The following is a 21,579-nucleotide window of genomic DNA, read 5'->3' as shown; positions in this document are numbered from 1 at the left end:
GCCGACACTCGGCGGGCTGTCATGATGTAGGTCGCCGTCAATTGGTGCAGACTGTCCCGGTGGATGAGGGACAGTTGCTCGACGACCGGTACCGCCTCTCCGGACGGCTCGGCGAAGGCGGCGTCTCCGAGACGTGGCAGGCGCACGACGAGCTCCTCGACCGCGAGGTCGCGGTGCAGGTGTTCGCCGCCGGCACCGCCATCCGCGACCGGGTCCTGCGTGAGGCCGCGGACGCGGCAGGTCTCTCGCACCCGAGCGTCATGGGCGTCTACGACTACGGCGAGACGCCGGAGCACGGCACGTACGTCGTCACGGAACTGCTCCGCGGACCGGCGCTCGCCGACGGCCCGCTGCCGGCAGGTGCCGCGATCCGGGTCTGCGCCGAGGTAGCGGCCGGCCTGGCCGCGCTGCACGCCGCAGGTCTCGTGCACGGCGACCTCACGCCCGGCAACGTCGTCCTCACGGCGGACGTGGCGAAGGTGGCCGGCTTCGGCGTGCTCGGCTCCCCAGGCGGCGACCCAGGCGACCCAGGCGAGGCGGACGAGGCGGGCGATGTCCACGCCCTCGGCGGACTGCTCCAGAACTGCGTCACCGGCGAGCTCCCGGCGGACGGCACGGCGCCGGACGTCGAGCGGGTCCGGGAGCTGTGCGCGTCCTGCCTCGCCGACGACCCCGCGGACCGCCCGGCCGCAGCCGAGGTCGCGTCCGTCCTCGCGGCGGCCGCCGGCCACCCCCGCCCGATCCGGGCGATCGGCATCTTCGCCGGCCCGCCGGCCGATGACGTGGCCGAGGAGTTCCAGACCCGGCGCCAGCTGCGGCTCGCCCTCGTCATGTCGGTCGCGGCGGCGGTGCTCGTGGCGTCGTTCCTGCTGACCGGCGACGCCCACGCGCCGCAGGGGCTGGCCGGAGGCGTACCCGGCGTGACCGGGCAGCCGGACTGGACGAGCGGGCCCGCGACCGACCCCGGCACCGACACCGCTCCGTCCACGGCCACCGGCGGCGATCCGTCCACGGGCGGCGGCACGGGGCAACGGGTCGAGCTGCTCGGCAACGCCGGACGCCCGGCCAATGCCACCGGCGGTGAACAGGCCGTCTCGGCGCCCGCCGGCACGACCGCCCCGCCCCGCACCACGGCGCCGGCCGCTCCGGCCACGACGCAGGCGGCGGTCGCCGTCCGCCTGTCCACCCTCGGCGGTGTCGTTGTCGCCGGCTGCGCCGACGGCAAGGTGACCGTCCTCGACGTCCTGCCCGCCCCCGGCGCGAAGGTCGTCAGCGTCCAGGGCGGCACCCGCGACACGGCACGCGTGGAGATCGACCTGCTCGCCGTCCGCCTCCGCCTCAACGTCCGCTGCGTCGGCGGCCTCCCCGTCGCCACCCCCATCTGAGCCACGCCCAGCAGCGCCGTCCGCGCCGCCGGTGCGGCGACCGGCGTCGTGGTGGTGGTGGTGGTGTGCGTGAACGCGGTCCAGCAATGGAGCCCGATCATCGCGACCTGGTTTCGGCATCGCGGTCGGACTGCTCGCCGGTGTCTACCCGGCACTGCGCGCGGCGCGCATCTTCCCGGCCGAAGCATTACGGCGATGACACCACCGGAACAGCAAGTAAGGCTGGAACCGTTGACCAGCAACGGTTCCAGCCTCACCGGACCACTATCGCAGCGGTTTGGCCTCTGCCGGTGACTGGGCCGCCGGGACCACCAGGGCGGGGTTCGCCGTGGAGGTGCTCCAGCCGGACGGCGCCGACGGCGGGTACCGGTAGAAGGTGCCCACCACGTCGACGACCACGTCGCAGTAGCCGCCCGCGTTGAAGACGTTGAACTTGCCGCCCGTGCCGATCATGGTCTGGACCGCGTTCGGCACGACCGAGCCGGCCGTGGGGTTGAGGTTGGAGGTGTTCGGCCGCGCGGCGCCGCTCGGCCAGACCGTCAGGTAGGTGGCCGACGTCGGGAGCACGGCGGTCACGTTGGTCGCCAGCGCCCGCGTGTCGGCGTTCACGACCGTGGCCGGCGCCGGGATCGAAGCCGTGACCCCCGGCCCGAGCCGCGACGGCCAGCCCTGCCCGCTGCGGGTGTCCGCGATGCGGGTCGGCACCGTCGACTCGAACCGCAGCCCCTCGGGCAGCGAACCGTCGTCGTAGTACCCGACGATGTCGACGATGATGTGCGCGTTGGTGCTGGTGTACACCCCGATCGACGGCAGCCCGGTGGCGGTGCCACAGCCGTTGCAGGGGGTCGTCGGCACCACGGCGAAGTTCGGCACCGTGGCCCTGGGCGTGAAGTTCAGGGTCGACGTGTCGGGCAGGCTCTCCCGGTACCCGTTCCAGGCGGTCAGGAAGCCGCCGCCGGTCGTGTCGGTGGCCGTGACGTTGACCGCGAACGCGCGGACGTGCGGGTCGATGGCGGTGTTCCAGGAGGCGACGCTGTTGATGAAGTAGCCCGCCGGGACCCGGCCCTTGCCCCAGTCCCGGGTGTCGGTCAGGCGGACCGGCTGGGTGAGGGGGTGGTACTGCCCGCAGCCCGAGCAGCCGCCCGAGTACGCCTCGTGGCCCTTCGAGTAGTAGCCGTACACGTCGGCGATGAGCTGTGTCGGACCGCCGGCGTTGTAGAAGTCCACCTTGCCGCCGGCACCGACCTGCACGGTGACCGAGTTGGCGCCGGTCCAGCCCTTGACGTAGTTGAGCGAGGACGTGGTCGGGCGGGCCACGCCCGTCGGGTAGACCGTGACGAACCCGCCGCCGGCGGCCTCGGTGACGGTCACGTTGAGCACGACCGCCGCGGCGTCCGAGGGCATGGAGAGTTGCAGGCTCACCACGCCGCCGGGGCCGACCGCGCCCCGCGGCGCGCCCACGCCCGAGCGGGTGTCCATGACGCGGTAGGGCGACACCGCGGTGTAGGTGCCGCGGTCGTTGTTGAACCCGTTGACGCCCAGGCTGAGCTGGGTCGCGCCGGCGAAGCTGTCGTCGGGCAGGGAGAGCATCGCCCCGGCGGACCCGTTCGTGGTCGGCCGGGTGACCGCGGTGATCGAACAGGTCTGGTCCTTGGCCAGCGTCTTGAACGAGCAGCCGTCGTCCGTGACCTTGAAGATGCCCGCGTTCGGGCCGGTGATCGACGCCTTGCCGAAGGTGATCGGCAGCGTGCCCGATCCGGTCAGCGTCACCGTCTTCGGCGCCGACGTGTCGTACATCGGGACCGAGCCGAAGTCGAAGTACGGCCAGGAGGCCGTGGTGTCGCGCGGGTCGAAGCCGGTCAGCGACGCCAACCACTTGAGACCGCCCGCGGTCGAGTTCTCGGCCAGGGACACCTGCGCGGTCTGCTCGCCGAGCGCCGTCGCCTTCGGCGTGATGCTCAGCTTGCAGGTCTCACCGTAGGAGAGGGTCTTGCCGGAGCAGGTGTTGTCCGAGATCTGGAACGCGCCCGGGTTCGCCCCGGACAGCGCGGCCGCGCCGAAGGTGGTCGGCTGCGTGCCGTTCACCTCGACGGTGATGTCCTTCGGCGTGCCCACCTGGCCCGCCGGCTGCTGGCCCAGTTGCACCTGGTACTCCCAGCTGTCGGTGGCCTTGTAGCCGATGCCGGACTGGAAGCGGATTTCGCCCTTGGCGACCGCGCCCCCGCAGGGCATCGAGTAGCTCGCCGCGAAGGCGGTGAACTTGCCCGTCGCGTCGTCGTAGTCCGCCTGGGCGACGTTCAGCGTGCCGGGCACTCCGTAGTCCTCGCAGCCCTGCCCGTCGCCGCCGATGTTGAGCACCGTCGTCGACGGCACGGGGCTGAAGAGGGGTCGGGTCGGGTACGACTGCCCGGCGACGAACCGGGTCCCGGTCGGCGGCGAAACGTTCAGGTTGTGCCAGTGGCGGTAACCGCTGGTGGAGCCGCTCATCACCAGCGCGTAGCCGTTCGGGTTCTGCTGGTACACCTCGAGCGTGTTGCGGGACGCCTCGTAGGAGAAGCTTCCGTCGATGTAGCCCCGGCCCTCGAAGTGCACCGTGAAGGCCGTGTAGGGGGCCGTGGGTGCCGTGGCCGCCGCGTGCGCGGCGCCGGGCGACACGGCGGGCGAAAGCAGCAGTGCGATAGCGCAGATCAGTAAGGCACGAATTGAGCGCATCTGTTCCCCGTTGGATGTTGAGCGCGCTGAAATGCCGGGCAACGGCCCGGCCCGCCAGTGAAGATAATGATTCACTCCATCGAGGGCAAGGCACTTGGACGGCCCCTGACGGGCGCAGCGTCACGCCCGTCACCCGGCGCGTGCCGAAGCGTGCGGTGCCCTTCCTCTGCTGAGCGGGAAGGGCACCGCACGGATCACGGAACGATGCGGGGGGTGCCGGCCGCCGGCGTGGTCACGGCCGGGAACACCGTCCCCGGCAGCGGATCGAAGGTCCCCGCCAGGTCCACCACCACGTGCGTCGAGCCGCCGGCGTTGTACACGCTGCACCGGTTGCCGGCGCCGAGCCCGGTGATCGCCGCGTTGGAGCGGATCTCGCCGGGGTTGAGGTTGAGCGTGCTGGACGTCGGGCGGGCCACGCCGGCCGGCCACACGGTCAGGTACGTGCCCGTCGTCGGCTGCACGCCGGTGACGTTGAGCGCCAGGGCGTGCGCGGCGGGGCCGGTGACCGTGACGGAGCTGTTCGGGCCGACCGCCCCGCTCTGGCGGGTGTCGATGAGCCTGGTCGGCAGCGCCGGCCGGAAGTGCAGCCCGCCCGCCGCGAGACCGTCGTCGTAGTAGCCGACCACGTCGACCACGATGTCGACGGCGGCCGACGACCGGTTCGCGATGCTGATCGTCGGCAGACCGGCGGACATGATGGTCGGGACGACCGCCATGTTCGGCACCACGGCGCCGGCGGTGAAGTTGAGCAGCGACGTCCCCTGGTGCAACGCGTCATCGGACGCGCCGTTGACGGTGAGGAAGCCGCCCGCCCGCGCGTTGACCGCGGTCACGTTGACGGCGAGCGCGCGGACGTGCGGGTTCGCCTGCACCCCGTAGCCCACCGGGAGCACCACCTCGCTGTTGCCCGGCACCTGGCCGAGGCCGTTGCGGGTGTCGAGCACGCGGGTGGGCGTGTGCGGGAAGAACTGGCCGCCGGTGGTGTTCGAGTTGTCGGATCCGCTGGCATCGGCGTAGTAGCCGACCAGGTCGACGATCACGTCGACGCGGCCGGCCCGGTTGTAGACGGCGACGCCCCCGCCGGTGCCCGTGGCGACGGTGACCGAGTTGGCCAGCACGGCAGCCTTCGGGAAGTTGATGCTCGACGCCGTGGGCGGGGCCGCGTTGCCCGCGGGGTAGAGCGTCAGGAAGCTGTCGGCCGTGGCGTTCACGACCGTGACGTTGAGGACCAGGGCCGACGCGTGCACGTTCGGCGCCAGGTACAGGTGGCTGTCGGGGCCGAGCGTGGAGTACCCGCCGAGCGCCGAGCGGGTGTCGACGATGCGGACCGGGCCGACCGGGTAGAAGTTGCCCGCCGATGTCACGGTGCCCGTGACGCTGACCGGGATCTCCCGGGAGCGACCGGTCGTGTCGCCGACGTGCAGGCCGAAGGTGTACGTGGTGACGGTCGGCACCGCCTTCGCGGCCAGCTGCACGGTGCAGGTCTGCCCGTATGCGAGCGTGACGCCGACCGCGCAGGTGCCGCCGGTGACGCTGAGGACGCTGGACGCGTCGTCGCCCAACCCGATCGACCCGATCGTGGTCGGCTCGGTGCCGCTGGCGGTCACCGTGACGCTCCCGGTCACGGGCGTCGTGGCGTGCACGTCGATCTTGCCGAGGTCGACCTTGCGCGTGACGTCCCAGGCGGTGTACCCGGTGGGCGAGCGGTACCGCAGCTCGGCGCGCAGGCCGCAGCTCGGGTAGTGCACGCTCACCGCGATCGAGGTGATGGCATCCTGCGCGTCACGGGTCAGGTCATGCACGGTGAAGGTGCCGGTGTCCACTCGGCAGCCCTGTGCCTCGTTGGTGACGATCGCGGTCCAGGCGTTGAGGCCGGCCCCGCTCGCATACGTCGTGCCCGCCGACAGCCGCTGACCGGCCGCCGAGTAGATCTTCGCGGCGTAGAAGGTGGAACCGCCGTACTCGTTGCTCACGCTGGCGGCCCAGACGACTGCCTCACGGTTGCCGACGCCTTCGTCGGGCTGCCTGTAGGTGAACTGGAACGTGCTGTTGGCAGCGTCGGCGACCACGGTGGGCCGGGTCGGCACCTGGACCGCCATGACGCTGTACGGAGTGGTCGGGGCGGCGGCCTGCGCCGCGCCCGGAAGGAGGGCGGCCAGCACAGCGGCCACGCCGCCGATGACACCCCATATGCGCGCGATGCGCATGTCATCCCCATCGGGCAGGAGGAGCGGAAAAGGAACGTCACTGTAGCGGATCTGCGTCGGCGCCGGTGCCCGTCGAGGCCCGCCCGCGGGTCCGCGCTCAGCCGCTTCTGAGCGCATGACGTCGAACGATAACCGGTGGCTAATGCGGCGGCTCGATCTTTCGCGTTGCTTCCGCCGCGGTGGTGGGGCGATGGTTGGCTGGCCGGTGTCCGGCTGCCGACCATCACCAACGAAGGAACACTGACTGTGCTGACGATCCGCCCCGCCCGGCCCGAAGAACTGCCCGCCCTGACGGCGCACCCGAACGACGACGAACGCAACAGCGCGACCGCGGCCTACCTGTCCGGGCTGCTCGACAACGGCTGCACCCAACCGGCCTGGTGCCTGGTGGCCGAGCGGGACAACGAGCTCGTCGGCAACGTCGTGCTGTGGACGATCTCCGGCCGCTCGGTGCCCATGGACATCGTGCTGCTGGAGCCGGGCGACGACCAGACCGCCGCCGCCCTGCTGGCGCACGCCGCCGAGCTGGCCCGCTCGCTCGGTGCGCAGACGCAGGGGCACGTGCTGGACACGCCGAGCCAGGCCCCTCAGTTCCAGCGTGACCCGCAGCGACGCGAACACCTGCTCACGGCGCACGGCTTCGCCGTCACCCGCGACGGATGCCGGTTCCTCTGGACGACCGGCGATCCACTTCCCGCCCAGGATGACCGGCTGCACTGGCGGTCGCTCGCCGAGCTGGGCGAGGAGCCGTTCGTCGACCTGCTCGCCGATACCTTCACCGACACCAAGGATGCGATCTTCCTCGCCGAGATCGCCGAACACGGCCTGCGCGGCGCTGCCGAGCGCAACCTCGCCGACATGCTGGAGCTGCAGCACGAGCCGGACTGGTTCGAGATCGGCTACGACCAGCAGGACCGGCCGGTCGCGGTCAGCCTGCCCGCCCGGACGCCGAGCTCCGCGGTCATCGGCCTGGTCGCCGTCGCCATGGCCGGACGCGGTCACGGCTACGCCACCGGCGTCGTGGCCCGCGGGACGAAGGTCCTTGTCGCCGCCGGGGCGACGGAGATCCGCGGGGACTGCGACGCCGGCAACATCGGCATGTTCAAGGCCTTCCAGCGCGCCGGCTACCACAACTTCGCCAACCGCAAGATGTTCAGCCGTCCGCTGTAGCTCCCCGGCGGGAGACCCGCTCACGCGTGGCACGCGCCGGGCCTGCGCGCGCCGGGCGCTCGACGATCGTCGCGTGATGCCGGGTCAGCGGACCGGCGGCTGGGGCGCCTGACGCGTGTGGTGGTCCAGCAGGCGGGTGAGGAGTTGCACGAACTGGTCGCGTTCGGCGGGCAGCAGCGGGGCGAGCAACTCTTCGTGGAGATCGTCCAGGACCTTGTCGAGGCGGCGCAGATGCCGGCGGCCCTGGGCGGTGATCGTGATGACGTTGCGGCGGCGGTCGATGGGATCCGGTGTCCGCATAAACGTTCGTTCTACGGACGGAATTGGAGATCATCGTGACGACCACGACCCAGGCCTTCGGTACTGCGCTCATCGGCCAGACCGAGAAGGCGCTCAACGCGATCCTGAACCGGCAACTCGCCGGGACCGGCATCACCGAACCCCAGTGGGTGACCCTCACGCTGACCGTGGTCAGTGGCGGGGCCATCGACCGGGCCGAGCTCGTCCGCCGGGTGAGCGGTGCCACCCAGTTCAGCCCGGCGGCGGTGGCCGAACGCATCACCGAGCTGACCGCCGCGGGCTTCCTGCGCGACGGCGGCGACGGCCGCGTCCAGGTCACCGACGAAGGTCAGGCGCGCTGGACGCAGGTCCGCACCGCGATCGGCCCGATCACCCAGGGGCTGTGGGGCGATCTGCCGGCCGAGGATCTGGCCACTGCGGGCCGCGTCCTGGGCATCGTCCTGGACCGGGCCAACGCGGTGCTGGCCGGCCACTGAACCCGGATCGATCGCGGCCTGTTCCGGCCGCGCCTGGGCATACCGGTGGCTGTTCGCCACCCCGAACGCGGGCCGCGCCCCACCTCGGTCGGTTCCGGACCTGGGAAGGCCCGAGCGCCTGATGGACATCGGGAGGTGGTGGCTGAATGCTCGACCGTGTGAGCATGATCGTATTGCCGTTTCGAGGCTGTCGAAGTCACCGGGACGCACCGGCGGTGGGCGCTTGGGGCCGTGGCGATCCCGCCGCCGATACGAGGATGCTGACTCCCCGCATCATCGGCCCGGTAGCGGTGCGAGGTGGTGAGGTTGTCGCCGGGGGGTGAGGTGCGATTCGCGGTGCTGGGGCCGGTGCGGGCGTGGCGTGGCACCGGGGAGGTTGATCTGGGTGGGCCGCAGCAGCGGGCGTTGCTGGCGTTGCTCCTGGTGCGGGCTGGGGAGCCGGTCAGCCTCGGTGAGATCGTGGATGTGCTGTGGGGTGCGGATCCGCCGAACACTGCGGTGAATGTGGTGCACCGCCATGTCGGTGTGCTGCGGCGGCTGCTGGAGCCGGATCTGCCGGTGCGATCGGCGGGCCGGTGGCTGGTGCGTTCGGCGGGCGGGTACCGGCTGGACGCCGACCCTGATGCCCTTGACGTGCTGCGGTTCCGGGTGTTGAGCCGCCAGGCCCGCCAGGCGGCCGGGGCCGATGCGGGGCGTGCTGCCGCGTTGTTTGCCGAAGCGCTGGAGCTGTGGCATGGCGGGTGTGCGGCAGGGATCGACGCCGACGCCCGTGCGCATCCGGTCTTCGCAGCCGTGGAGCGCGAGTTTCTGGCCACGGCGCGGGACGCGGCCGACGCCGGGGTGCGTGCCGGGCAGGTGCAGCGCCTGCTGCCGGCACTGCAGGAGGCGGCGGTGCGTGCCCCGCTCGACGAGCCGCTGCAGGCCGGGCTGGTGCTCGCCCTGGCCGCGGCCGGTCAGCAGGCCGAAGCCCTCGCCGTGTTCCAGCGGGTCCGCGAGCGGCTGGCCGATGAGCTCGGGATCGATCCCGGCGCCGAGCTGGCCGCGGCGCACGCGACGGTCCTGCGGCGCGACACGGCCCGGTCCGGTGCCGCTGCCGGCCCGGCGGAGCCGGTGCAACGGCCTCGTCCGGCCCAGTTGCCGGTGGCCCCGGCCACGTTCGTCGGCCGGCGGGCTGAACTGGCCCGGGCGTTGGGGCTGCACGCCGGCGCCGCGGCGGCAGCGACGGTGGTGATCAGCGCGATCGGTGGCATGGCAGGGGTGGGGAAGACCACCCTCGCCGTGCATTGGGCGCATCAGGTCGCCGACCAGTTCGCTGATGGACAGCTGTACGTGAACCTGCGCGGCTTTTCGCCCGAGGCGGACGTGATGCGCCCCGAGCAGGCGTTGCGCGGATTCCTGGACGCGCTCGGTGTTGCGCCGCAGAGTGTGCCGACCGGGCTGGACGCCCAGGCGGCGCTGTACCGGAGCCTGCTGACCGGACGCCGGATGCTGGTCCTGCTGGACAACGCCCGCGACGTCGAGCAGGTGCGGCCGCTGTTGCCGGGTGCCGGTGGCTGCCTGGCGATCGTCACCAGCCGGAACACCATGCCGGGTCTGGTCGCGGCCGAAGGCGCCCAGGTGATGACGTTGGACGTGTGGTCCGCCGAACAGGCCCGTGACTTCCTCGGCCGCCGGCTCGGTGCCGAACGGGTCGCAGCGGAGCCGGCAGCGGTCGAGCAGATCATCACCCTGTGCGCCGGGCTGCCGCTGGCGCTGGCCATCGTGGCGGCCCGCGCCGCCACGAACCCGACGTTCCCGCTCGCCGCCACCACGAAGGAGCTACGGGAGGCCCACGGCAGCCTCGAGGCGTTCAGCGCCGACGCGGGTATCAATGTGCGGGCGACGTTCTCCTGGTCGTACCGGACGCTCAGCCCTGCCGCCGCGCAGCTGTTCCGGTTGCTGGGTGGGCATCCGGGCCCGGATGTCGGGGTTGCCGCGGCTGCGAGTCTGCTCGGTGTGCCGGTCCGGCAGGTGCGGCCGCTGCTGGCCGAACTGACCGCCGCGCACATGCTCATGCAGCCTTCGCCCGGACGGTACGGGTTCCATGAACTGCTGGGGGCCTATGCCGCGGAGCTGGCCGAGACGGTCGACGTATCGAGCAGAGCGGAACGCCGGATCGTCGAGTACTACCTCCGTGCGGCGTTCCGCGCGGATCGCCTGCTCCGGCCGCAGCGTGGGGCTCCGCAGTTCGACCCGCGGCCGGCCGTCGACGACGTCATCGACGAACCGTTCGAGGATCACGGCGCCGCGCTCGCCTGGTTCACCACCGAACGGGCGGTGCTGATCGCGCTGATCGCGCGGACCGTCCGTGACGGGTGGGACGTCGAGGCCCAGTACCTCGCCTGGAGTCTCGTCACGTTCCTGCATCGCCAGGGTCATTGGCACGACTGGGTCGCCGTCCGCCGCCATGCCCTGACCGCGACCGAACGCCGCACAGATCGGGCAGCACAGGCCCGTGCGCACCGGGACCTCGGACATGCGCTGTGCCAGGTGCTAGATCTTGATGAGGCCCGGGTGCAGTTCACGCTGTCGCTCGCCGGCTTCGAGGGCACGGACAGCCGGACCGAGCAGGGCCACGTGCACCGCGGCCTCGCCCGCACCTACCTGCCGGGCGGCCAGTACGCGGACATGGTGCGCCATTGCGAGCTTGCCGGCGAGCTCTACCGGGCCGACGGCAACGACAACGGATACGCGAAGGCGCTCAACGAGGCCGGGGTCGGGTATGCGTACCTCGGCGACTACTTCACATCACTGCAGAACTGCACGTTGGCTCTGGCCATCTTCGAGCTGCTGGGTGACCGGCACGGTCAAGCGGCCGCCCTGGACAGCATCGGCTCCGCCCACCACGGCCTCGACGACCACCAGACCGCCATCGGCTTCTTCACGCGGGCGTTGCACCTGTGCCGGGAGGTCGGTGACCGGCACGGCGAGGCCGAGACGCTGACCCACCTCGGCGACGCGTGGCATGCCGCCGCCGGCGGCACCGCCGCCAGGGAGCACTGGCAGGCCGCGGAGGTCATCCTCGGCGAACTCGGCCACCCCGGCGTCGACGGTGTCCGAGCCAAGCTCGCCGTAGCCGGATCACCGTCGTGACGGTGGTGTGATCACAGGCTGGTGATCAGGCCACCGTCGATGACGACGTCGGCGCCGGTCACGTTTCCGGCCCGGTCGCTGGCCAGCAGCAGGACGAGGTCGGCGACCTCCTCGGGCCGGGTGAACCGGCCGGTCACCGAGTCGGCGGCGGCCTGTTGCGCCACCGCGCCCGGTTCGAGGCCGGTGGCACGGGCCACGGTTGCCGCGACGCCACCGTCGCCGAGCCACAGCGGTGTGCTGACCGGGCCCGGGCTGACCGTGTTGACCCGGACGCCGCGCGGGCCGACCTCCTTGGACAGGGCCTTGGAGAAGCTCAGCAGGGCCGCCTTGGCGGCGCTGTAGTCGATGACCAGCGGGTCGGGCAGCCACGAGTTCACCGAGGCGACGGTCACGATCGTGCCGGTGCCCCGGTCGAGCAGGAGCGGCAGGGCCGCGCGGGTGGTGCGGACCGCGGCGAGGAAGTTGATCGTCAGGGCCGAGATCCAGTCGTCGTCGGTGACGGACAGGAACCCGCCGGTGCGCGGCCGGACCGCGCCGACGTTGTTCACCAGGATGTCCAGGCCACCGAACACGGACGCCGCTGCCTGGACCAGCGCGGCCGGCCCGTCCGGCGTGGCCAGGTCCACCTCCACCGGATGCACGCGGCCGTCCGCGGCGAGGTGGGCGAGTTCGGCGGTGACGTGGCGGGCGCCCGCCACGACGTTGACGCCCTCGCCGGCCAAGGCCTGTGTGACGGCCAGTCCGATGCCTTTGCTGGCGCCGGTGACGACCGCGGTCTTCCCGGTCAGGTGCAGATCCATTCCGAAATCCTCTCGTGGGCCGGCCGACCCCGGCGCCGGTATCGACATACGCCGGGGTCGGCCGGTGGTGCTCAGGTGCTCAGGCCAGGAAGGTGAGCAGGCGCTGGGTGAGCTCGGCCGGGTGTTCTTCGTAGATCCAGTGGCCGGAATTCGCGATCACGGCGCCGGTGACGTTGTTCGCGTAGCCGTTGACCTGGACCTCCACGGACTCGCGGAGACTGTTGCTGGCGCCGATTGCCAGGACCGGCTTCGTCACCTCGTCCGGATGAGCGGCAACCCGGGATGGCGCGGCTGCAGTCTGCGGGCCTTCACAGCGCCTGCCCCTTGAGCCAGGCCAGGCTGGCGTCGGCGACGTCGCGCCAGCCGCTGTCGATGGTCAGCGAGTGTGCCCGGTCCGGGAACTCGAGAATTTCGGTGACCGCGCTGGAGTGCCGGTACTGCTTGAGGGTGGAACGGGTGACGGCTTCCGGCACGGTGTGGTCCTTGCCGCCCATGATCAGCAGCAGCGGCCCCCGGGACTCGTTGGCGGTGTCCACCTTGGCCGGTGAGTGCGGGTTGAAGTTGGCCGAGGCCGCCTCGAAGAGCGGCTTGCCCGGTGCCGGGATCGTCCACCGCTCGAACAGTTCCTGCGACTCGGCCTCGGCGATGGCGTTGCCGAACGCGAACCGGAACTGCTCGGCGGTCAGCGAGACGGCCCGGTGCAGGTTGCCGGGGTTCTTGAACACCGGAAGCGTGGCGCGCAACGCTGACAGTGGCACCGGCAGCACGCCCTTGATCTGGGCGGCGTCGATTGCGACCGCGGCGGCCGCCCGGTCCTGGCCGAGCAGCTTCTGGGCGATCATGCCGCCGAAGGAGTGCCCGATCAGGATCGGCTTGGTGTCGAGCCGGTCGATGATGCTCGCGTAGTGCTCGACGACGTCGTCGATGCCGTGGTCGGCGATGCCGTCCGGGTTGGCGCGGGTCTCCTCGACCGTGTCCGCGTCGCCGGGCCAGCCCGGCGCGGCCGGGTCGTAGCCCGCTTCGCGGAACAGGTCGATCCACGGCGTCCAGGAAGCGGCGTGCAGCCACAGTCCGTGGATGAAGATGACCGGTGTCGGTGTCCTCATGCTGAGCTCCTCAGGTCTGTTGCGGGTGGCGGGCCGACGACCCGCAGGCTGAACGCCTCGGCGGACGCGATGATCGCGCCGATGTCGAACGACGCCGGCGCGTCGTCCATGTGGGCGACGGGCGTGCCGTTGGCACGGCCGAGGAACCAGAACGGTTGCCCTGCGCCGGGAGCCGGGAACGGCGAACCGGTCATGAGCCGGCCGTCGCGCGGGTGGCGGCCCGGACCAGGTCGACGACCACGTCCGGGTGCGTGACGAAGTAGGCGTGTGAACCGCGGGCCACCTCGACGGTGTGTGCACCGGCCCGCCTGGCCATCGCCCGCTGCGACGCCGGCGGGATCGCCTGATCCGCGCCGAACACCGCGTACCACGACGGGATGCTCCGCCACGCCGGCGGACCGGACGGGGAGCCCAGCGCGGTCAGCGTGACCGGGCGCTGCGTCGCCGCCAGCGCCAGCGCCGTGGCCGGGCCGACCTCGCTGATGAACGCCTTGCGGAACTCCTCCGGCCGGATCGAGAGTTCCACGTCGGTGCCGCCGCCCGGGATCGGCACCGGGATGCTGGCAACCACGTCCTGCAGGGTTCCCCCGGCACTGAGCGCGAAGGCGCTCTCGCCCTCGTCGGGAGCGAACGCGGCGATGTACACCAACGCCTTGACGTTCGGGTTCCCGGTCGCGGCGTTGGTGATCACCGCGCCGCCGTAGGAGTGCCCGACCAGGATGACCGGGCCGGTGATCGAGGCGAGCACGGCCGCCACGTACGCGGCGTCGCCGGCCAGGGCACGCAACGGGTTGGCCACCGCGACGACCGGGTAGCCGTCGTCCTGCAGGCGCTGCACCGCACCGTTCCAGCCGGACGCGTCGGCGAACGCGCCGTGGACCAACACGACGGTCGGCCGGGTGCCGCGGGAGGGTCGGGCAGAGGTTTCGGATGCGGCCTGCGCGGGCGTGGCCGACGTGACGATGCCGAGACCCGCGGCGGCCGACACGGTGGCCAGGCCGGTCAGGACGGTCCGGCGCGAAGTACGGGCAGAGCTCATGGTCAGGATTCCTTTCGACGCAGCGTGCGCGCGGCCGTGAGGATCACGTCCGCGACAGCGGTGGGCTGGGACACCATCACGGCATGGGAACCGGCCGTCTCGGCGATGTGCGATCCGGCGCGCTGCGCCATGGAGCGCTGCGCATCCACGTGGATGGCCTGATCGTCGGCGGCCACGAGGTACCAGGACGGCAGCACCTGCCACGCCGGCTCCCCGGACGCCTCGACGAACCCGGCCAACGCGATCGGCCGCTGGCTGGCCGCCATGACCGCCGCGATCGTCGCGGGCACGTCGGCGGCGAAGACCGCCGGGAACTGGGCCCGATCGATGCTCAGCTCGACCACCTTGTCACCGTGCCCGTCCCGCAGTTCGGTCTGCCGCAGCGCCGGCCCCATGAGCGTGTCCGGGAACCGCTCGACGATCGCGGTCAGACTTTCGCCTGCGTCCGGGGCGAACGCGGTGACAAACACCAGGCCGGCCACATTGGCGAGCTGACCGGCGGCGTTGGTGATCACCGCGCCGCCGTAGCTGTGTCCTACCAGCAGCACCCGGCCCGGCATGTCGGCAGCCAGGTCGGCCACATAGCGGGCGTCCGCGGCCAGCCCACGCAACGGGTTCGCCACCGCCCGCACGTCCAGGCCCGCCGCGAGCAACTGTGCGACGACAGCCGACCAACTCGACGCGTCCGCGAACGCGCCGTGCACCAGGACCACCGTCAGGTCGTCCTCGGCACTCTCAAACTCAGTCATCACTTCCCCACCTCCGGATCGATGTCGCCGACCGTAGATCGACACCGATGCGAGATCAGTGACAAAAGAGTGACGACGCCGTGGGCAGCGTCTGTGGGTGCGATGCGGGTGCGGGGTCAGCAGGTGGTCAGGGCCGTCTCCAGTCGGCCCAGGAGCTACCGCTGCAGCTTCATTCGACCGGCGTCGAGGCGTCTGCTCCGTCGGGCAGGGTGCGGGAAAGCGCGTTGAGAAGATGGTGCAGCACCGGGCCGGGGACCCCGGGCGGCACGGCGAGTGCCGTGGTGATCGTGGGCTCGGCCAGGCGCCGGATCGCCACGCGTGGGCTCGGCGGGAGTCCACTGACGTCGTAGAAGACCGTCCAGGTGGGTGGTCCGGCGGCGATCGCGGTCAGGGTCTCCTGGAGATCGGTGAACGGCGGACCCGGGGGCGGCCGGACCCCGGCTTCGCGCAACGCGGCCGTGATCAGGTCGTGGAAGGCGGGGTTGTCCTCACGCGGCGCCAGCCGTAGTGGCAGGTCGGCGAAGTCCCGCAGGTTGACCACCGGTTCCGGGGGGAGCCGGTGATCGGCGGAGACCGCGACGTAGAGCGGGTCGGTCCACATCGGCAGCAGTTCCAGCTCCGGTGCCGCGGCGACGCCGCGAATCAGTGCGGCGTCCAGTTCGCCCGAGCGGACGGCGGACAGGCGCTCGGCGGGGGTGAGCCGGCGGAGCTGGATCTGCAGCTGCGGGGCGAGGCCGACCAGTTCGTCGAGCAGCCGGTAGATCCGGTCGCCGGGTCCGTGGACGGTGCCCAGCCGCAGCGTGCCGTCGTGTCCTGCCGCGATGCCGGCGGCGACCTGCCGGGCCCGGTCGGCGGCCAGGAGCACCGCGTGCGCCTCGGGCAGCAGCCGCTCCCCGGCGCTGGTCAGGCTGACGTGGCGGGTGGACCGGTCGAACAGCCGCACGCCGAATTCGCGCTCCAGTCGCTGAACCTGCTGGCTGACCGCCGACTGCACGATGTGGAGCCGCTCCGCTGCCCGGCCGAAGCCGCCTTCCTCGGCCACCGTCACGAAGTACCGCAGCTGCCGGAGTTCCAACAGGTCCTCGCTTCGATTGATCGCGTTCGGTGATCACTGTCGACGGTAGCCGCTTCTGGTTCGGGCGATTCCCGGGCAGTCGAATGGGAGCTGTGTCCGAGCAACGAGTTGACCTGCCATATCCGCAGGCCGCGCTGGTAGTACCGGCAGCGACGGCCGAACACGTCGCGCTGCCCGGCGGCGGCTTCCAGCTGTTCGCCGACGGCAGCCACACCGGGGGCGCCTTCAGCGCGAACCGCTTGATCCTGGGCGAGGGCGCGGACGGCGCCCGCCCGCACCAACACCGGCTCTCGGCCGAGCTCTTCTTCGTGCTGGCCGGTGTGGCTGAGTTTCTCCTGGACGACGCGTTGGTGCAGGTCGCCGCGGGCGGCCTCGTCGTCGTCCCGCCCGGGTTGCCACACGCGTTCGGGGCCGCCGCGGGGTCCGGGGCGGACCTGTTCGTCGTGCTGGCGCCGGGCGTCGACCGCTTCGGCTACTTCCGTGCGCTGGGACAGATCCATCGGGGCCTGGCGACCTTCGACGCCCTGCTGCCCGAGCAGGAGCGCTACGACGTGCACTTCCTGCCGGACGACGCCTGGACGGCCGCCCGGGCGCCGGAGGGTTCATGAGCCCCGGCACCAGTGACGAGCCCGCCGGCACCGGCGTGGTCTCCGTCGCGTTGCGGCTCGGCATGTTGGCCGGCCCGACCGTGTTCGGTGTCACCTCCGCCGGTGTCGCGCTGCCCCACGTCGCGGCGGCGCTGCACACATCGCTCGGGACCGTCGTCTGGGTGCTGACCGCGCACGCGTTCGGCCTCGGGGTGGGGACCGCCGTGGCCGGGCGGATCGCGGACGCTCGCGGGGTCCGGACCGCGTTGCTCGCCGGAACCGTCGCGGTGTGCGCGGGGACCGTCGTGTGCCTGCTCGCACCCGGCCTGGCAGCGCTGGTCGGCGGGCGGCTGCTCCTGGCCGCCGGGTCCGGTGCGATGCTCGCGAGCGCGGTCACCTTGCTGGCCGGCGTGCAACCGGCGCAGCGGCCGCGGGTGCTGGCCGGCTACGGGATGGTGCTCGCGACGTTCGCGGCGGTGGCCACACTGGTCGGCGGTCTGGTCACCGCCTGGTTGAGCTGGCGGCTCACGCTGGTGCTGCCCGTGCTGTCGGTGGCGGCGGTGCCGTTCTGCCGGGTGCCGGAGCGCCGGGCCGCGTCCCGTTCGCCGCTGGACGGGCCCGGGGCGGCGGTGCTGACGATCGCGGTCGGCGCGCTGGTGCTGCTCGTCCAGGCGCGGGCACTGCACCTGCGGCTCCCGGCGGTGATCACCCTCGCCGCCGCGCTGGCCGTCGCCACGGCCGTGCTGGTGTGGTGGGCGATCCGTCATCCGCACGGCTTCCTGCCCAGGTCGGTGGTGGCCGACGGCACGTTCTGGACCACGGTGGTGGTCGGCGTCGGTGTCGTCGGCGGCCTCTTCGCCACCATGTACTCGGTGCCGCAGATCCTGGCCCGCGTGCACGGCTGGGGCGCGTTCACGATCGGTGCCGCGCTGTTGCCGGGTGCGGCCGTGGGCGCCGCGCTGTCCCGCGCCGCGGGCATTCTCGCCGAGCGGGCCCGCCGCCGCGTGCTGGTCGCAATCGCGGTCACCTCGGCCGCCGGTCTGTCTGCGGCGGCGGGCGGTGCGGCGTGGGCGGCGGTGATCGCCGCATCACTGGCGCTGGCCACGTTCGCCGTCGCCCAGGTCGTGCTCACCGGCATCATGGCGGCCCGGCTGCCGCTGCCGGTCCGGGGTTCGGGCCTGGGGCTGCTGAATCTGTTCTTCTTCGTCGGAGGGGCTGCCGGGTCGGCGCTGGCGGGTGCGTTGACGGCCGCGTCCGGACTCGCCCGGCCGCTGCTGGCCATAGCCGCCTTTCCGCTTGTCGCGGCCGTCCTGGCCGCGACGCGGTTGCCGCGCTCGGCTGGCTGAGCCCGCGCCGCTCGAACCGGCGCGCCACCCACGCCGACCCGCCAACAGGGGCGTCACCAGCCGAAACGGCAGGTGGCGCCCCTTGTCGTCCGGCACCACCAGGGAGGGTGAGTTTTGCAAACGGGCCGGCCGAAAACTTGAACTGTTCCAGACAAGTGGCCTAGTGTTGATCGGGTGACGTCCGACCTCGAGGCGCGGTTACGGGCGGCCTCGTTGCGTGTGACGCGGCCCCGGCTGGCGGTGCTCGCCGCCCTGTCGGACCACTCGCACGTCGACACGGACACGGTGATCTCGCTGGTTCGGGCCGAACATCCCACGGTCTCCCACCAGGCGGTGTACGACGTACTGAGAGCACTGACCGTCGCGGGTCTGGTGCGCCGGATCGAACCCGCCGGGGCGACCGCCCGCTACGAGGCCCGGGTCGGGGACAACCACCACCATGTCGTGTGCCGCTCCTGCGGCGCCATCGCCGACGTCGACTGCACCCCTGGCCATGCTCCCTGTCTGATCGCCTCGGACGACCACGACTTCGTGATCGATGAGGCGGAAGTTGTGTACTGGGGCGCTTGCCCCGATTGTGCCGCGAAAGCATCACGTCGCTAGGTTTGAAAGGAAGCAGATGAGCGACTCTCAGGACAACGCAGCCGGCTGCCCCGTCGCGCACGGCAGCGAGAGCGAGAACCCGGTGATCGACTCGCCGAAGCCGAAGACCGGCGGCCGCCCCCGCACCAACCGGGACTGGTGGCCCAACCAGCTCGACCTGTCGGTGCTGCACGCCCACTCGCCCAAGGGCAACCCGCTGGGCGCGGACTTCAGCTACGCCAAGGAGTTCGAGAAACTCGACGTCGAGGCGCTCAAGCGCGACATCACCGAGGTCCTCACCACGTCGCAGGACTGGTGGCCGGCCGACTTCGGCCACTACGGCGGCCTGATGATCCGGCTGAGCTGGCACGCCGCGGGCACCTACCGCATCCACGACGGCCGCGGCGGCGCCGGCGACGGCGGGCAGCGGTTCGCCCCGCTCAACAGCTGGCCCGACAACGCCAACCTGGACAAGGCCCGCCGGCTGCTCTGGCCGGTGAAGCAGAAGTACGGCCAGAAGGTCTCGTGGGCCGACCTGCTCGTCCTGGCCGGCAACGTCGCGCTGGAGTCGATGGGTTTCAAGACGTTCGGCTTCGGCTTCGGCCGCGAGGACGTCTGGGAGCCCGAGGAGATCTTCTGGGGTCCGGAGGACACCTGGCTCGGCGACGAGCGCTACACCGGTGAGGCCGAGATGGCCAGCGACGTCGGCGCGGCCGAGATGGGCCTCATCTACGTCAACCCGCAGGGCCCCCGCGGCAACGCCGACCCGCTGTCCGCGGCGTACTTCATCCGGGAGACGTTCGCCCGGATGGCCATGAACGACGAGGAGACCGTCGCCCTCATCGCCGGCGGCCACACCTTCGGCAAGGCGCACGGCGCCGGCGACGCCGACCAGCACGTCGGCCCGGAGCCCGAGGGCGCCTCGCTGGAGTCGCAGGGCCTCGGCTGGCTCAGCACGCACGGCAGCGGCAAGGGCGCCGACGCCATCACCAGCGGCCTCGAGGTGACCTGGACCGACAAGCCCACGCAGTGGAGCAACCGGTTCTTCGAGATCCTCTTCGGCTATGAGTGGGAGCTGACCACCAGCCCCGCCGGCGCCAAGCAGTGGGTGGCCAAGGACGCCGAGGCGATCATCCCGGACGCGCACGACCCGGCGAAGAAGCACAAGCCGACGATGCTCACGACCGACCTGTCGCTGCGCGTCGACCCGGTGTACGAGCAGATCTCGCGCCGGTTCCTGGCGAACCCCGACGAGTTCGCGCTCGCGTTCGCCAAGGCCTGGTACAAGCTGCTGCACCGCGACATGGGTCCGGTCGACCGCTTCCTCGGGCCCTGGGTCGCCGAGCCGCAGCTGTGGCAGGACCCGGTGCCGGCCGTCGACCACGGCCTGGTGGGTGACGCCGACGTCGCCGCCCTGAAGGCGAAGGTGCTGGAGTCCGGGCTCACCGTCGCCCAGCTGGTCTCCACCGCCTGGGCCTCCGCCGCGAGCTTCCGGTCCACCGACAAGCGCGGCGGCGCCAACGGCGCCCGGATCCGGCTCGAGCCCCAGCGCAGCTGGGAGGTCAACCAGCCCGAGCAGCTGGCGACCGTCCTGACCGCGCTGGAGGGCATCCAGGCGGAGTTCAACGCGGCCGGCGGCGCGAAGATCTCGCTCGCCGACCTGATCGTGCTGGCCGGTTCGGCCGCCGTGGAGAAGGCGGCGCGCGACGCCGGCGTCGAGGTGACGGTGCCGTTCCACCCGGGCCGCACCGACGCCACGCAGGAGCAGACCGACGTCGAGTCGTTCCGGGTCCTCGAGCCGCGCGCCGACGGGTTCCGCAACTACCTGCGTCCCGGCGAGAAGACCCAGCCGGAGGTGCTGCTCATCGACCGCGCCTACATGCTCGACCTGACCGCGCCCGAGGCGACCGTCCTCATCGGCGGCCTGCGCTCCCTCGGGGCCAACGTCGGCGGCGCCCAGCACGGCGTGCTCACCGATCGGCCGGGCGTGCTCACCAACGACTTCTTCGCCAACCTGCTGTCCCCCGGCACGCGGTGGAAGGCGTCGGAGTCCGAGGAGCACGTGTACGAGATCCGCGACCTGGCCAGCGACAAGGTGCTGTTCACCGCGACCGCGGTCGACCTCATCTTCGGCTCGAACTCGCAGCTGCGGGCCCTCGCGGAGGTCTACGCCAGCAGCGACGCCCGGGACAAGTTCGTCGCGGACTTCGTCGCGGCCTGGACGAAGGTCATGGACAACGACCGGTTCGACCTGTCCTGATCTGCTCTGATATGCCCGAAGGCCGGTCGATCCGCTGTGGTCGGCCGGCCGTCGCGCGTCAGTACCGCATCGCGATGTCCGTGCGGACGGTCGGGCTGTGCCGGTGGGCGGCCTCGAAGGCGCGCTCCTCCGAGTCGTCGCCGACCTCCATCGTGAACCGCTCGCTGTGCCACGTGCACTCACAGATCGCCTGGTAGTACTCCGGGTCGTCGCCGTTCCTGCCCTCGAGCAGCCAGACCCGGACCCGGTGGCCGACCTCGAGCTGGTAGTTGCCGTGCAACCACAGCGCGAGCACCACCTCGCAGACCAGGAGCCCTCCCGCCAGCAACCCCTCGGCGAACCCGATCGCGTCCGCCGGCCCGTCCTTGCGGACCAGGTTGCCGACGAACTCGACGACGAACCCCGTGGCCACCAGCGACGCGGAGACGCTGGTCCGTATTCGCCGGGCCCAGATCGCGGCGGTCGCGACCCCGATGAGGACGCCACCGCCGATGATGGCCCAGCCGTATTCGTGGTGGGCCAGGTGCTCGGCAGCCCGCCAGACGAGGAGGCCGGCGGCCGGGGGAATGAGCGCGAGCAGCGCGTAATGACCGTTGTTCGGCTGCTGCTGCAGACGTCCGGACATGCCAGTCATCGTGACAGGCATGCGTGAC

19 protein-coding genes are annotated in these 21,579 nt (G+C 71.8%); 8 read left to right on the top strand and 11 right to left on the bottom strand.

The window, feature by feature from the left end:
• Positions 1–59 precede the first annotated feature (59 nt).
• Positions 60–1,385 (top strand): serine/threonine-protein kinase, encoded by a 1,326-nt coding sequence (locus ACFPIJ_RS24920; protein WP_380117719.1) that lies wholly within the window; start codon positions 60–62, stop codon positions 1,383–1,385.
• 264 nt (positions 1,386–1,649) lie between these two features.
• Here the strand turns inward: ACFPIJ_RS24920 and ACFPIJ_RS24915 are convergent, their stop codons facing one another.
• Positions 1,650–4,097 carry a choice-of-anchor D domain-containing protein gene (locus tag ACFPIJ_RS24915; RefSeq protein WP_380117717.1) on the bottom strand — a complete coding sequence of 816 codons (2,448 nt, stop codon included), beginning with the start codon at positions 4,095–4,097 and terminating at the stop codon, positions 1,650–1,652.
• A 194-nt stretch (positions 4,098–4,291) separates the two neighbouring features.
• On the bottom strand, positions 4,292–6,304 hold the full coding sequence (locus tag ACFPIJ_RS24910) for a hypothetical protein (RefSeq protein WP_380117715.1): 2,013 nt from the start codon (positions 6,302–6,304) through the stop codon (positions 4,292–4,294).
• 246 nt (positions 6,305–6,550) lie between these two features.
• Between ACFPIJ_RS24910 and ACFPIJ_RS24905 the strand changes: the two genes are divergently transcribed.
• Positions 6,551–7,474, top strand: coding sequence for a mycothiol acetyltransferase (locus ACFPIJ_RS24905; protein ID WP_380117713.1), 924 nt, complete (start codon positions 6,551–6,553; stop codon positions 7,472–7,474).
• A gap of 84 nt (positions 7,475–7,558) precedes the next feature.
• On the opposite strand, the gene ACFPIJ_RS24900 is transcribed toward ACFPIJ_RS24905, so the two are convergent.
• Entirely contained in the window at positions 7,559–7,774 is a 216-nt protein-coding gene (locus ACFPIJ_RS24900; protein ID WP_380117711.1) for a MarR family winged helix-turn-helix transcriptional regulator, read from the bottom strand.
• Positions 7,775–7,809: 35 nt separating this feature from the next.
• Here ACFPIJ_RS24900 and ACFPIJ_RS24895 point away from each other — a divergent pair, with 35 nt between their 5' ends.
• The gene (locus ACFPIJ_RS24895; protein ID WP_380117709.1) at positions 7,810–8,250 is read left to right on the top strand and encodes a MarR family winged helix-turn-helix transcriptional regulator; all 441 of its coding nucleotides are present in this window, start codon (positions 7,810–7,812) and stop codon (positions 8,248–8,250) included.
• Between the two features lie 324 nt (positions 8,251–8,574).
• Positions 8,575–11,382 (top strand): AfsR/SARP family transcriptional regulator, encoded by a 2,808-nt coding sequence (locus tag ACFPIJ_RS24890; protein ID WP_380117705.1) that lies wholly within the window; start codon positions 8,575–8,577, stop codon positions 11,380–11,382.
• A gap of 11 nt (positions 11,383–11,393) precedes the next feature.
• Here the strand turns inward: ACFPIJ_RS24890 and ACFPIJ_RS24885 are convergent, their stop codons facing one another.
• The 7 genes from ACFPIJ_RS24885 to ACFPIJ_RS24855 form a co-directional block, all read right to left on the bottom strand.
• A complete protein-coding gene (locus tag ACFPIJ_RS24885) occupies positions 11,394–12,182 on the bottom strand; it encodes an oxidoreductase (RefSeq protein WP_380117703.1) in 789 nt (262 codons plus the stop codon).
• A gap of 79 nt (positions 12,183–12,261) precedes the next feature.
• On the bottom strand, positions 12,262–12,438 hold the full coding sequence (locus tag ACFPIJ_RS24880; RefSeq protein WP_380117701.1) for an alpha/beta fold hydrolase: 177 nt from the start codon (positions 12,436–12,438) through the stop codon (positions 12,262–12,264).
• A 52-nt stretch (positions 12,439–12,490) separates the two neighbouring features.
• On the bottom strand, positions 12,491–13,288 hold the full coding sequence (locus ACFPIJ_RS24875) for an alpha/beta hydrolase (RefSeq protein ID WP_380117699.1): 798 nt from the start codon (positions 13,286–13,288) through the stop codon (positions 12,491–12,493).
• Positions 13,285–13,482, bottom strand: a complete 198-nt coding sequence (locus ACFPIJ_RS24870; protein WP_380117697.1) for a hypothetical protein — start codon at positions 13,480–13,482, stop codon at positions 13,285–13,287. Before ACFPIJ_RS24870 ends, ACFPIJ_RS24875 begins: the two co-directional genes overlap by 4 nt.
• Entirely contained in the window at positions 13,479–14,327 is an 849-nt protein-coding gene (locus ACFPIJ_RS24865; RefSeq protein WP_380117695.1) for an alpha/beta fold hydrolase, read from the bottom strand. Before ACFPIJ_RS24865 ends, ACFPIJ_RS24870 begins: the two co-directional genes overlap by 4 nt.
• A gap of 2 nt (positions 14,328–14,329) precedes the next feature.
• A complete protein-coding gene (locus ACFPIJ_RS24860; protein WP_380117693.1) occupies positions 14,330–15,076 on the bottom strand; it encodes an alpha/beta fold hydrolase in 747 nt (248 codons plus the stop codon).
• Positions 15,077–15,245: 169 nt separating this feature from the next.
• Complete coding sequence (locus ACFPIJ_RS24855; RefSeq protein ID WP_380117691.1) at positions 15,246–16,151, bottom strand: LysR family transcriptional regulator; 906 nt, start codon at positions 16,149–16,151, stop codon at positions 15,246–15,248.
• 92 nt (positions 16,152–16,243) lie between these two features.
• Here ACFPIJ_RS24855 and ACFPIJ_RS24850 point away from each other — a divergent pair, with 92 nt between their 5' ends.
• From ACFPIJ_RS24850 to katG, 4 genes are all read left to right on the top strand, one after another.
• Positions 16,244–16,759 carry a cupin domain-containing protein gene (locus ACFPIJ_RS24850; RefSeq protein ID WP_380117689.1) on the top strand — a complete coding sequence of 172 codons (516 nt, stop codon included), beginning with the start codon at positions 16,244–16,246 and terminating at the stop codon, positions 16,757–16,759.
• On the top strand, positions 16,756–18,084 hold the full coding sequence (locus ACFPIJ_RS24845) for an MFS transporter (protein ID WP_380117687.1): 1,329 nt from the start codon (positions 16,756–16,758) through the stop codon (positions 18,082–18,084). The genes ACFPIJ_RS24850 and ACFPIJ_RS24845 overlap by 4 nt, the downstream gene beginning before the upstream one ends.
• 174 nt (positions 18,085–18,258) lie before the next feature.
• On the top strand, positions 18,259–18,687 hold the full coding sequence (locus ACFPIJ_RS24840; RefSeq protein ID WP_380117685.1) for a Fur family transcriptional regulator: 429 nt from the start codon (positions 18,259–18,261) through the stop codon (positions 18,685–18,687).
• Positions 18,688–18,703: 16 nt separating this feature from the next.
• A complete protein-coding gene (gene katG, locus ACFPIJ_RS24835) occupies positions 18,704–20,926 on the top strand; it encodes a catalase/peroxidase HPI (protein ID WP_380117683.1) in 2,223 nt (740 codons plus the stop codon).
• Between the two features lie 58 nt (positions 20,927–20,984).
• Here the strand turns inward: katG and ACFPIJ_RS24830 are convergent, their stop codons facing one another.
• Positions 20,985–21,551: a hypothetical protein gene (locus ACFPIJ_RS24830; RefSeq protein ID WP_380117681.1), complete on the bottom strand. Its 567-nt coding sequence runs from the start codon at positions 21,549–21,551 to the stop codon at positions 20,985–20,987.
• Between the last annotated feature and the right edge of the window lie 28 nt (positions 21,552–21,579).

Origin of the sequence: Dactylosporangium cerinum, from assembly GCF_042653625.1 — a bacterium.
Taxonomy (GTDB): Bacteria; Actinomycetota; Actinomycetes; order Mycobacteriales; family Micromonosporaceae; genus Dactylosporangium; species Dactylosporangium cerinum.
The sequence above is the reverse complement of the archived record's forward strand: the minus strand, read 5'-3'. Positions and strand labels throughout refer to the sequence as shown.

Coding starts and splice junctions, on each gene's coding strand:
- ACFPIJ_RS24915 (WP_380117717.1), bottom strand. CDS start 4,097: ATGCGCTCAATTCGTGCCTTACTGATCTGCGCTATCGCACTGCTGCTT.
- ACFPIJ_RS24910 (WP_380117715.1), bottom strand. CDS start 6,304: ATGCGCATCGCGCGCATATGGGGTGTCATCGGCGGCGTGGCCGCTGTG.
- ACFPIJ_RS24900 (WP_380117711.1), bottom strand. CDS start 7,774: ATGCGGACACCGGATCCCATCGACCGCCGCCGCAACGTCATCACGATC.
- ACFPIJ_RS24885 (WP_380117703.1), bottom strand. CDS start 12,182: ATGGATCTGCACCTGACCGGGAAGACCGCGGTCGTCACCGGCGCCAGC.
- ACFPIJ_RS24875 (WP_380117699.1), bottom strand. CDS start 13,288: ATGAGGACACCGACACCGGTCATCTTCATCCACGGACTGTGGCTGCAC.
- ACFPIJ_RS24870 (WP_380117697.1), bottom strand. CDS start 13,482: ATGACCGGTTCGCCGTTCCCGGCTCCCGGCGCAGGGCAACCGTTCTGG.
- ACFPIJ_RS24865 (WP_380117695.1), bottom strand. CDS start 14,327: ATGAGCTCTGCCCGTACTTCGCGCCGGACCGTCCTGACCGGCCTGGCC.
- ACFPIJ_RS24860 (WP_380117693.1), bottom strand. CDS start 15,076: ATGACTGAGTTTGAGAGTGCCGAGGACGACCTGACGGTGGTCCTGGTG.
- ACFPIJ_RS24845 (WP_380117687.1), top strand. CDS start 16,756: ATGAGCCCCGGCACCAGTGACGAGCCCGCCGGCACCGGCGTGGTCTCC.
- katG (WP_380117683.1), top strand. CDS start 18,704: ATGAGCGACTCTCAGGACAACGCAGCCGGCTGCCCCGTCGCGCACGGC.
- ACFPIJ_RS24830 (WP_380117681.1), bottom strand. CDS start 21,551: ATGTCCGGACGTCTGCAGCAGCAGCCGAACAACGGTCATTACGCGCTG.